The organism is Roseibium sp. ROS1 (assembly GCF_054658215.1).
Genome location: NZ_BAAGIG010000003.1, coordinates 1,410,838 through 1,421,878 on the forward strand (window position 1 = coordinate 1,410,838; position 11,041 = coordinate 1,421,878).

Below are 11,041 nucleotides of genomic sequence, written 5' to 3' on the forward strand. Positions count from 1 at the left end.
CCGGCGCCAGGATTGGACCAGCCAGCCGGAACCCGGCTGGCTGGTATTTTTCGGTTATGCGGATTTTTTGTCGTCGTCTTCTTTGACTTCTTCAAAATCCGCATCAACGACATCGTCTTCGGCCTTGGCTTTCGGATCGGCTTCCTCGCCGTCTTCTGCCTGGGCGTCAGCCTGAGCTGCCTGATACATGGCTTCGCCAAGTTTCATGGAAGCTTCTGCCAGAGCCTGGGTCTTGGCCTTGATGTCTTCCAGGTCTTCACCTTCAAGAGCAGACTTCAGGGAGGCGAGCGCGGTCTCGATCGCGGACTTGTCGTCCTCGGAAACCTTGTCGCCGTAGTCCTTCAGGGACTTGTCGGTGGAATGGACCAGGGATTCGCCCTGGTTCTTGGCTTCCACCAGTTCCTTCCGCTTCTTGTCCTCATCGGCGTGGGATTCAGCGTCCTTGATCATCTGGTCGATGTCGCTGTCGCTGAGCCCGCCGGAGGCCTGGATGCGGATCTGCTGTTCCTTGCCGGTGCCCTTGTCCTTCGCGGACACGTTGACGATACCGTTGGCGTCGATGTCGAAGGTGACTTCGATCTGCGGAACGCCGCGCGGTGCCGGCGGCAGGCCGACCAGGTCGAACTGACCGAGGATCTTGTTGTCCGCGGCCATTTCGCGCTCACCCTGGAAGACGCGGATGGTCACGGCCGTCTGATTGTCTTCAGCGGTCGAGAACACCTGGCTCTTCTTGGTCGGGATCGTCGTGTTGCGATCGATCAGACGGGTGAAGACACCGCCAAGCGTTTCGATGCCAAGCGACAGCGGGGTCACGTCGAGCAGCAGAACGTCCTTGACGTCGCCCTGCAGAACGCCGGCCTGGATCGCGGCGCCCATGGCCACGACTTCGTCCGGGTTCACACCCTTGTGCGGGTCCTTACCGAAGAAGGTCTTCACGGTTTCCTGGATCTTCGGCATGCGGGTCATGCCGCCGACCAGAACCACTTCGTCGATTTCACCGGGTGCAAGACCTGCGTCTTTCAGAGCGGCTTTCATCGGCTCAATGGTGCGCTTGACCAGATCTTCAACCAGCGACTCGAACTTGGCGCGGGTGAGTTTCAGCGTCAGGTGCTTCGGACCGGAAGCGTCCGCCGTGATGAACGGCAGGTTGATTTCGGTCTGGGAAGAGGACGACAGTTCGATCTTCGCCTTTTCCGCAGCTTCCTTCAGGCGCTGCAGGGCCAGCTTGTCGTTCTTCAGGTCGATGCCCTGGTCCTTCTTGAACTCGGACGCGAGGTAATCGACGAGAACCATGTCGAAGTCTTCACCGCCGAGGAAGGTGTCGCCGTTGGTGGACTTCACTTCGAAGACACCATCGCCGATTTCCAGGACGGAAACGTCGAACGTACCGCCACCAAGGTCGTAGACCGCGATGGTTTTACCGTCGTTCTTGTCGAGACCGTAGGCAAGCGCTGCCGCGGTCGGCTCGTTGATGATGCGCAGGACTTCAAGACCCGCGATCTTGCCGGCATCCTTGGTTGCCTGGCGCTGCGCGTCGTTGAAGTATGCCGGAACGGTGATCACCGCCTGGGTCACTTTTTCGCCGAGATAGCTCTCCGCGGTTTCCTTCATCTTCTGAAGGATGAAAGCGGACACCTGGGACGGGGAGTATTTGTCGCCGTTGGCTTCCACCCATGCGTCGCCATTGTCGGCCTTAACGATTTCGAACGGGACAAGCTTCTTGTCCTTGTCGACGGTCGGATCGCTGTACCGGCGACCGATCAGGCGTTTGACTGCAAAAAGGGTGTTGGTCGGGTTCGTGACTGCCTGGCGTTTTGCCGGCTGGCCGACGAGACGCTCGCCATCGTCGGAGAAGGCCACCATCGACGGGGTGGTGCGGGCGCCTTCTGCGTTTTCAATTACCTTGGAATCCTTGCCGTCCATGACGGCGACGCACGAGTTCGTCGTGCCGAGGTCGATACCAATGACCTTTGCCATATCTGCCTCTCTTTCTAGCAAACCGGATAGACCCAAAAAGGCGTCATTCCGGCTCCTCTCAGTTGGGTTCCGGGTTCCCCCGGACATCGCGCCAGAACGCTAGGCTCATGATTTGGCGCGAAGCTTGACCGCTATATAGGTGGATGAAACTTTGCCTGCAAGACATCTGTCCACTGACATTTCACAGACCTTCCGTTCTTCGCCGATATTTCTTCCCAGATCGTTACCAGCATTGTCAGCTTTGCGAATTCCACATGCAATCGGCACATGGAGGCGAGGTTTTGCTCAAACCTTGCGGACAATACGGTTAACATCGCCCCGTCACCGCAATGGCAACGCGGAAAGGAGACCCAAATTGCGAGATCCCAGCCTCTGGAATCGGCTTCAAGCCTGCCACCCGGACGATGTGGAAGCGGATTTCCCGTTCTCCGCGCGCCTTGCCCGAGAAAATGGCTGGAGCAAAAGCTTTGCGGGACGGGTCGTTGTCGAATATCTGCGGTTTGCCTATCTCAGCCGGCTTGATGAAGGCATCGTGACGCCGAGCGACGAAGTGGACCAGGCCTGGCATCTGCACCTGACCTACACCAGACATTACTGGGGCCCATTCAAGGAAGCGCTCGAAGGTCCACTGCATCACATGCCGACAAAGGGCGGCCCGGAACAGGAAGTCCGGTTCCGGCAGGCCTATGCAAGAACACTCCGGCTCTACCGGTCGGAATTCGGCGACCCGCCTGTGGACATCTGGCCACCGGAGGAAATCCGGTTCGGCAAGGCGCCGGGCTTTGTCCGCGTGAATGCGCAGGATGTGTGGATCATCCGCAAGCCGGACTGGCCGAACCAGCTCGCAAGACTTGCCGGGAAGGCTGCGAATGCGCCCACCGCCGTCCACTGCGCCCTGCTGGCCGCCATGTCACTTCTTCTGGGCACCAGGCTGGCCTTTGCCCATGGCGAGGCGCAAGGCGATACCCTCATCGAGAGACTGCGCAACATGGTCTGGCACTGGGCCACCATGCACACAGCCGAATTCCTGATTTCCCTGTTTATCATCGCCGTGGTGCTGATCATCCTCTTCAAGAAATCGACCGGTGGAAGTTCTTCCGGGTGCAGCTCAGGCTGCGGTACCAGCAGCAGCGGTGACGGAGGCGGCGGTGGCAGCTCCGGCTGCAGCGGTTGCGGCGGGGGCGACTGACGACCGGCGACAATGACCATGCAGGAAATTCCCATAAACGGCCTGAGCGGGCTTTATTATATGCCGGGTCATTTCGACCGCGAGGGCCAGGAACAGCTTCTGGCACATATTCGCGCGATCGTCGCCGAAGCGCCCTTGTTCCAGCCGGTAATGCCGAAAACCGGAAAGCCCTTTTCGGTGCGCATGAGCAACTGCGGGCCGCTCGGCTGGGTGTCGGATATCCGAGGCTATCGCTACCAGCCGGCGCACCCCGAAACCGGCCGGCCATGGCCAGCCATGCCGGATGCCTTGACGCACCTGTGGAAGGACGTTGCCGGAACGGCGCCACCACCCGAAGCCTGCCTGATCAATTTCTATGATCCCAGCGCCCGCATGGGTCTGCACCAGGACAGGGATGAACAGATGTTCGAAGCCCCGGTCGTCTCGGTTTCCCTGGGAGACACCGCGACCTTCCGTGTTGGCGGCGTGAACAGGAAGGATCCGACCAAATCCTTCCGCCTTCAATCCGGTGACGTCGTCGTACTTGGCGGTGAGGCTCGACTGGCCTTTCACGGTATCGATCGCGTGTTGAATGGAACTTCGACGCTTCTGAAAAACGGCGGCCGGATCAACCTGACCCTTCGGCGCGTCACTCCGCCTTGAATTCCTACGTTTCCACGTAGGTTGCCTCGAAGCTCACCGGAAAATTCACCGAGCGGGCGATGAAGCAGACCTTGTGGATCTCATGGTGGATCGCATCGGCCGTTGCCACGTCCGTGCCCTTGGGCACGGTGATGACCGGCTTCAGCACAGCGCGCAGAAAACGGCCAGCACCCGAGGGCTCGGTTTCCCCCGTCGCTTCCGGCGCGTCCTCGTATCCCATGACGGCAATGCCTGCATCGCTTGCCAGATGCAGGTACCAGAGCATATGGCAGCTCGCCAGGGAGGACAGGAGCAAGTCCTCCGGATTATGGAACGCGGGATTTCCCCCCAGTAGCGGGTCGTTCGAACAGGAAACCGGAGGCTTTCCAGGTGTTCGTATCTCCCAGGTCCGGTCATAGGACCTGTAACTCCTCGTCCCCTCGCCCCGGTTTCCCGTCCAGTGGATGAGGGATGTGTAGCCGTGCTCTTTGCTCATGCTTCCTCCAAAATGTATACATTTATACATTTTTGATTTACAGGCTGCTGTCAAGGCTCTATTGAAATTTCGGGAGGCGCCATGTCCGCAGAAAAAATCGCAGCCACGCTTGAAACCGATATCATCTCCGGGATCTTCCGGCCGGGTGAGGAAATGAAACAGGGAGAGCTTGCTGCCCGCTTTTCGGTCAGTCGCATTCCCGTGCGCGATGCCCTGCAGCTGATGGCCGCCCGGGGCCTGATCGACCTTGAGCGCAATCGACGGGCTCGAGTGATCAGTCTTACCCCCGCGGAGATTGATGAGGTCTACCATCTGCGCGTGCTTCTGGAGACCGATTGCCTGCGGCAATCAATCCGGCGGCTGGAAGCAGACGATCTTGTGAAGATCGAAGCAGCCCTTGCCCACTCCAGCATAGACGCGGCAACCGACCGGTGGGCCGACGGCGACTGGGCCTTTCACAAGAGCCTTTATATGCCTGCAAGTCGGCCAAGAGAGCTGGCGATGATCGAGGATCTTCGGCGGACCTGCCGCATTCACATTGCCGGCTACGGCGTTCTGCCGACACTCACCGACAGGTGGCTGAAGGACCATGAAGACCTGGTGGCAGCGATGAAATCACGCGCGGAAGACCAGGCGGCAGACATTCTGGCCCGCCATATCGCGGACGCGCGACAGACATTGCTGGACGCAATGCCCGGCTGAACCTTCAGAGTGCCAGCCGAGCCTCAGAAAAGCATGTAGGTCGCCACGACCGCGCAGGCGGCAATGACCCACAAGGCAGCCCGCCCCGAGCGGGTATGACGTGCCTCTGCACGACCAATTGCTTCTGCGGTCTCGTCGTCGAACCTGAGGCCGCCCTGTGTCATCCTTTCCAGCTCTTCCGACATCCGACCGATCCTGTCGGCAAAGAGCGGCATGTCGTTGGCAATGCGCGCCAGTGCCGACAGCGCATCACCCGCGTCACGCAGTTTGCCGACCGGACCAAGGTTGTCCTTGATCCAGGTGCCGACAACGGGTTCCGCCGTCCGCCACATGTCCAGATTGGGATTGAGCGAACGCGCCACGCCTTCGACGACGACCATGGTCTTCTGCAACATGATCAGCTGGGTCTGGGTGCTCATCTCGAAGAGTTCCGTCACTTCGAACAGCTGGGTCAGCAGGCGGGCCATGGAGATTTCGCTGGCATCGTGACCGTGGATCGGCTCGCCGATGGCACGGATCGCCTGGGCGAACATGTCGACATCCTGATGCGCGGGCACATAGCCGGCCTCGAAATGCACCTCTGCCACCCGTCGGTAGTTGCGGGTGATGAAGCCGAACAGGATTTCTGCCAGGAACCGGCGTTCGCGCTTGTTGAGACGGCCGATGATGCCGAAGTCGACGGCAACCAGGGTGCCGTCGGGCTCAACGAAGAGGTTGCCCTGGTGCATGTCTGCATGAAAGAAGCCGTCGCGCAGCGTGTGGCGCAGGAAGCTCTGGATGACGGCAGCCCCCAGCGCTTCCAGGTCATGGCCATCTTCCTTGAGGCCCTCGACGTCCGACATCTTGCGGCCGTCGATCCATTCCATAGTCAACACGCCCTTGGCGGTGCGCAACCACTCGACAGCCGGAACGCGGAACCCCGGATCGTCCGCGGTATTCTCGGCCATTTCCGACAGGGCCGCGGCCTCCAGACGGAAGTCCATTTCCATCGCGACCGACTGGGCCAGCGTGTCCACGACCGCAACCGGCCGAAGGCGCCGCGAGGGCGGATGGAACCGTTCGGCCAGGCGGGCGACGAGGTAGTAGCTTTCGAGATCGCGCTGGAAGCGGCGGGAAACGCCCGGCCGCAGCACCTTGACCGCAACCTTTCGCTCCGTGCCGTCCTGATCGAGGATCACGGCCGGATGAACCTGGGCAATCGAGGCGGCGGCAACGGCTTCGCCGAAGGACACGAAGACCTCATCCAGCGGCTTGCCGAGCTGCTCGGCTACCGCGGCGCAGGCAGCATCATGATCGAACGCCGGCAACCGGTCCTGAAGGGCTGACAGTTCGCGTGCGGCTTCCTTGCCGACCACATCGGCCCGGGTCGCCAGGAACTGGCCAAGCTTCACATAGGACGGCCCAAGCTTGTTCAGCGCGTCGGACAGGCGAAGGTCTGCCCGCTTGTTGCGAACCGACCGGCGCTCCAGAAGCCGCGCCATGGCAATGGCGAACCGAGGTCCGGCCGGCAGGTCCGGAAGCGAAACGAGGCCGAAAACGCCCTCGCGCGCCATCACGAAACCCGCCCGCGCCAGGCGGAGAAAAGGCATCACGGGAAGGGCCATGTATCAGAGTTTCCAGCCGTAATGCAGGGCGGCGATACCGCCGGAGTAGTTGCGGTAGCCGACACGCTCGAACCCGGCTTCGCGGATCATGTCCGCAAAGCGTTCCTGGTTCGGGAAATTGCGGATCGATTCCACCAGATACTTGTAAGGGTCACCGTCCCCTGTCACCCAGCGGCCCATGGCCGGGATCGCGTTGAAGGAAAAGGTGTCATAGACCTTGTCGAGCATCGGCACGTCGACTTCGGAGAACTCCAGACACATGAAGCGGCCACCCCGCTTCAGGACCCTGCGCGCTTCCCGCAGCGCCTTGGGAATATCCGGGACGTTGCGGATGCCGAAGGCGATCGTATAGGCATCGAAACTCTTGTCGGGAAACGGCAGCTCCTCGGCATTGCCCTGGCTGAAGGTGATGAGATCCGACAGACCAGCCTTTTCGGCCCGGTCGCGGCCGACGCCAAGCATGCTTTCGTTGATGTCGCACACCACGGCACGGGCTGTGTCATTGGACCGGCGAACCACGCGGGTGGCGATGTCGCCGGTTCCGCCGGCCACATCCAGCAGCCGCCAGTTGGAGGCAGCTGTCTTGGGCGGTGCCAGGAACGAGACCATGGCATCCTTCCAGACCCGGTGAAGGCCGCCGGACATGAGGTCGTTCATCAGGTCGTAGCGCTCGGCAACCTTGTGAAACACATCGTCCACCAGTGCCTGCTTTTGCCCTTCGGCAACCTTGGTGAAGCCGAAACTGGTCGGCATTTCTTCCGGTGCGCGGTTCGACCTGGCCGAATGCCCCTGTGCCTGTTGCGTCATGAAAGCGCCTCCAAGATCACCCCGCGCCGCGACAAGACTGCCGGGCGGCGGCGGGTTCGATCACTTCTTACCCGTTGGACAAGCCACCTGTTGAAAGAGCTGGCGGATTGCCGTTTCGAAACTATCTTCAAAGTGCGCCGGACCATAGTACAAGCCATTGGCGAGCGCTATCTGTGCCGGCCACCAAAAACCATATGCCGCAGGCCTATAGCCTGCCATGACAGCGGATACCAGACCTCTCATGCCCGAACTCCCGGAAGTCGAAACCGTCAAGCGCGGCCTTGCCCCCACTTTCGAAGGGGCTCTGATTGCCAAGGTCGACCAGAACCGGCCGGACCTGCGCTTTCCTTTTCCGGACGGTTTCGCCGACCGATTGACCGGACGAAGGCTGACCGTGCTGTCGCGCCGGTCGAAATACCTGTTGGGCGATGTCGACAGCGGCGATGTGCTGGTAATGCACCTTGGCATGTCTGGATCGTTCCGGATCGAAAACGATCTTTCCGCGGCTACGCCAGGTGCCTTTGCCCATGCGCGCAGCAAGGACCCGAAACACGACCACGTCGTCTTCCATCTGGAGACCGTTGACGGCGGGCGAGCCCGGATCGTCTACAACGACCCGCGCCGGTTCGGCTTCATGGATCTCATTGCCCGTCCTGTGCTTGCAGACCATCCCTTTTTCCGTGAGCTCGGCCTGGAGCCTCTCGGCAACGATCTAGGCGGCGAAACACTGGCGCGGCTTTTCAATGGCCGGAAGACGCCGCTGAAGGCGGCCCTGCTCAACCAGAAACTGATTGCGGGCCTTGGCAACATTTATGTGTGCGAAGCGCTCTGGCGCACCGGGCTCAGCCCGGAACGGGCTGCCGGAACGCTGGTGACGAAAACAGGCAAGCCGACAAAAAAGGCGGAAGAACTGGCCGCCAATATCCGCGCCACCCTGGAAGATGCCATCCGGGCGGGCGGGTCTTCGCTGCGCGATCACACCCAGGCGGACGGCACACTTGGCTACTTTCAGCACTCGTTTGCCGTCTACGACCGCGAAGGCGAAGCCTGCCGGACACCGGGCTGCAAGGGCATCGTCGCCCGGCTGGTCCAGTCCAACCGGTCAACCTTCCACTGCCCGGCCTGCCAGAGCTGACTTGTCCTATCGGTCAAGCTTGCCAGACCCGCCCGACCTCGGGTAGGCATTGCCGGTGAAGTACACGTCCAGGAAACCGCAGGCACCAGGAGCCGGGCTCGAGAAAGACCTGGTCATCCGGTCCGCCGCGGTTTCCAGCACTGGGAGCGGGCAACATGGGATATGAGAACATCCGCGTCGAAAAACGCGGAAAAGTCGGTCTGATCACTCTCGATCGGCCGAAAGCCTTGAATGCACTCAATTCGGCCCTGGTTGCCGAACTCGGCACGGCGCTTGACGGGTTCGATGCGGACGAGCGGATCGGCTGTATCGTCATCACCGGCTCGGAAAAGGCCTTTGCCGCCGGTGCCGACATCAAGGAAATGCAGCCGCACAATTTTTCGTCCGCCTATCAGACGGACCTGATCACGCCCTTCGACCGGGTATCGCGCAACCGCAAGCCGATCATCGCCGCCGTGGCGGGTTATGCGCTTGGCGGCGGCTGCGAGCTGGCCATGCTTTGCGACTTCATCATTGCCGCGGACACGGCCAAGTTCGGCCAGCCGGAAATCACGCTCGGCGTTATTCCGGGTGCCGGTGGCACCCAGCGCCTGACGCGGTTCGTCGGCAAGTCCAAAGCCATGGAAATGGTCCTGACCGGCCGCATGATGGACGCGGAAGAAGCCGAGCGCAGCGGTCTCGTCAGCCGTATCGTTCCGGCGGACGACCTGCTTGAAGAAGCGCTGAAAGCGGCTGAAAAGATCGCCGATTTCTCGCTGCCTGTCGTCATGATGGCCAAGGAAAGTGTCGACCGGGCCTATGAAACCACGCTGTCGGAAGGCGTCCGCTTCGAACGGCGCGTGTTCCAGGCCCTGTTTGCCCTGGAAGACCAGAACGAAGGCATGAGCGCCTTCACCGAGAAACGTACGCCGCAGTTCCGGAACAAATAAACTACGGCGTTCAACGATAAAGCCGTTGACGGCGTCCGAAAGCGCGATTATAAGCAGCGCCCAATCGGTGGCGGTTTTCCGCCGCCGTTGTTTTTTGATCGGGTCTTGCAGCTTTGGCTCCCTTGTCCCGATCGCCACCGGACACTAGTCCCAATTACCGATCAGGATAGAGCCCATGGCCAACACACCATCGGCCAAGAAGGCGGCCCGCAAGATTGCCCGCCGGACGGCCACGAACAAAGACCGTCGCAGCCGCGTGCGCACGTTCCTGCGCAAGGTTGAGGAAGCAATTGCTTCCGGCGATCAGGCCGCTGCAAACGAAGCCTTCAAGGTTGCGCAGCCGGAAATCATGCGTGCTGCCGGCAAAGGCACAATGCATGCCAACACGGCCTCCCGGAAGGTTTCCCGCCTCAATGCCCGTATCAAGGCACTCAGCGCGTAACCGACCCGTCATACGACCGTTAAAAAGACCCGGCCACAGTGCCGGGTTTTTTTTAGCCACGCAATTTTGTGGATGACGAAATTTGACAACTCATACGCGCAATATTGCAATTTCTACCGAGTATAATAGTGTCAGGAAAAACGTTTATTTTTCAGATATTTACGCACATGTACCATTGAGAGAAGGCGATCAATCCGGATTCGATACGAGTCAAGCTATCAGTTCCGAAATTTTTTTTGAAATTGTTGTTTTTGAAATGTGACAGGGCGCTTCAGAGCGAAAAGTCATTGCGGCAAAACACATTTGCTCGCTCGCCAGCAGGAGCCAAAAACACAGTGACGCGGGGGGAGAAACCGGCACTTTCCGCCATTCGCAAAAACCCGCTGTTGCCCCTTCGGTCGCGGTCTGTATATTAACAACACGGCTGGCGGGTAAGACCAGCGACCAACTTAAAAACGGTGCTTGGAAAACAATGAAAAAGTTAAACCGGACCATCGCTGAGCACATCAAATCCAGTTCACGGAATGAATACGTTAGCGTATTCGAACACTCAGGCATTTAGCCTGAAGTAACCTACTTCTTTCTCAAGAAAATCTTGAAGAATACTTTTGATCAATAGCGTCACGCTATTGAAGGGGGCGGCTTTGCAATTTCAGGGTGGATATGCAGGAAACGTGACTGCGCAGGAGGCCTTTGACGGCCTTGCCGGGCAGCAGGAAGCAACTCTTGTCGACGTGCGCACACAGGCCGAATGGTCCTTTGTCGGGGTGCCGGACCTTCGTCCGCTCGGCAAGGAGCCGATCCTGGCCGAATGGCAGAGCTTTCCGTCGACCGGACCCAATCCGGCATTCGCGGAATCGGTTTCTGATGTTCTGGTCAAAAAAGGACTTGACCGGAACGCGCCAATCTATTTCTTGTGCCGCTCCGGAGCACGGAGCCAGGCAGCTGCGATCGCCCTGACGCAGGCCGGCTTTACGCAGTGCTTCAATATCTCCGATGGTTTCGAGGGCCCACTCGGCCCGGATGGCCACCGTGGGACCCAGTCCGGCTGGAAGGCCGCCGGATTGCCCTGGATTCAAAGTTAGTTACCCTGCCCATCGACAGGGTCAGGTGAAGGGAGATTTTCCTTCGCCATATAA

11 protein-coding genes are annotated in these 11,041 nt (G+C 59.9%); 7 read left to right on the top strand and 4 right to left on the bottom strand.

Annotated features, from left to right (window positions below; all coding sequences use genetic code 11):
* Nucleotides 1–54: 54 nt before the first annotated feature.
* The gene (dnaK, locus tag ACYQ6M_RS22660) at nucleotides 55–1,977 is read right to left on the bottom strand and encodes a molecular chaperone DnaK (RefSeq protein ID WP_022999135.1); all 1,923 of its coding nucleotides are present in this window, start codon (nucleotides 1,975–1,977) and stop codon (nucleotides 55–57) included.
* A 355-nt stretch (nucleotides 1,978–2,332) separates the two neighbouring features.
* Between dnaK and ACYQ6M_RS22665 the strand changes: the two genes are divergently transcribed.
* Together ACYQ6M_RS22665 and ACYQ6M_RS22670 are read left to right on the top strand one after the other, a co-directional pair.
* Nucleotides 2,333–3,166, top strand: coding sequence for a glycine-rich domain-containing protein (locus ACYQ6M_RS22665; protein ID WP_075281735.1), 834 nt, complete (start codon nucleotides 2,333–2,335; stop codon nucleotides 3,164–3,166).
* A gap of 18 nt (nucleotides 3,167–3,184) precedes the next feature.
* A complete protein-coding gene (locus tag ACYQ6M_RS22670) occupies nucleotides 3,185–3,808 on the top strand; it encodes an alpha-ketoglutarate-dependent dioxygenase AlkB family protein (RefSeq protein WP_460075747.1) in 624 nt (207 codons plus the stop codon).
* 4 nt (nucleotides 3,809–3,812) lie between these two features.
* Here the strand turns inward: ACYQ6M_RS22670 and ACYQ6M_RS22675 are convergent, their stop codons facing one another.
* Nucleotides 3,813–4,283, bottom strand: coding sequence for an OsmC family protein (locus tag ACYQ6M_RS22675; RefSeq protein ID WP_460075680.1), 471 nt, complete (start codon nucleotides 4,281–4,283; stop codon nucleotides 3,813–3,815).
* 81 nt (nucleotides 4,284–4,364) lie between these two features.
* Here ACYQ6M_RS22675 and ACYQ6M_RS22680 point away from each other — a divergent pair, with 81 nt between their 5' ends.
* Nucleotides 4,365–4,985, top strand: coding sequence for a GntR family transcriptional regulator (locus ACYQ6M_RS22680; protein ID WP_460075682.1), 621 nt, complete (start codon nucleotides 4,365–4,367; stop codon nucleotides 4,983–4,985).
* Between the two features lie 23 nt (nucleotides 4,986–5,008).
* Here ACYQ6M_RS22680 and ubiB read toward each other — a convergent pair whose 3' ends face one another.
* Together ubiB and ubiE are read right to left on the bottom strand one after the other, a co-directional pair.
* The gene (gene ubiB / locus ACYQ6M_RS22685) at nucleotides 5,009–6,589 is read right to left on the bottom strand and encodes a 2-polyprenylphenol 6-hydroxylase (RefSeq protein ID WP_022999141.1); all 1,581 of its coding nucleotides are present in this window, start codon (nucleotides 6,587–6,589) and stop codon (nucleotides 5,009–5,011) included.
* 3 nt (nucleotides 6,590–6,592) lie between these two features.
* Complete coding sequence (gene ubiE / locus ACYQ6M_RS22690; protein ID WP_022999142.1) at nucleotides 6,593–7,396, bottom strand: bifunctional demethylmenaquinone methyltransferase/2-methoxy-6-polyprenyl-1,4-benzoquinol methylase UbiE; 804 nt, start codon at nucleotides 7,394–7,396, stop codon at nucleotides 6,593–6,595.
* A gap of 241 nt (nucleotides 7,397–7,637) precedes the next feature.
* Here ubiE and mutM point away from each other — a divergent pair, with 241 nt between their 5' ends.
* The 4 genes from mutM (at nucleotide 7,638) to ACYQ6M_RS22710 (ending at nucleotide 10,987) form a co-directional block, all read left to right on the top strand.
* On the top strand, nucleotides 7,638–8,531 hold the full coding sequence (mutM, locus tag ACYQ6M_RS22695) for a bifunctional DNA-formamidopyrimidine glycosylase/DNA-(apurinic or apyrimidinic site) lyase (protein WP_460075685.1): 894 nt from the start codon (nucleotides 7,638–7,640) through the stop codon (nucleotides 8,529–8,531).
* A 155-nt stretch (nucleotides 8,532–8,686) separates the two neighbouring features.
* A complete protein-coding gene (locus ACYQ6M_RS22700; RefSeq protein ID WP_022999145.1) occupies nucleotides 8,687–9,460 on the top strand; it encodes an enoyl-CoA hydratase in 774 nt (257 codons plus the stop codon).
* A 175-nt stretch (nucleotides 9,461–9,635) separates the two neighbouring features.
* Nucleotides 9,636–9,902 (top strand): 30S ribosomal protein S20, encoded by a 267-nt coding sequence (gene rpsT / locus ACYQ6M_RS22705; protein ID WP_022999146.1) that lies wholly within the window; start codon nucleotides 9,636–9,638, stop codon nucleotides 9,900–9,902.
* A gap of 674 nt (nucleotides 9,903–10,576) precedes the next feature.
* On the top strand, nucleotides 10,577–10,987 hold the full coding sequence (locus tag ACYQ6M_RS22710) for a rhodanese-like domain-containing protein (protein ID WP_197923155.1): 411 nt from the start codon (nucleotides 10,577–10,579) through the stop codon (nucleotides 10,985–10,987).
* The last annotated feature ends 54 nt before the right edge of the window (nucleotides 10,988–11,041 follow it).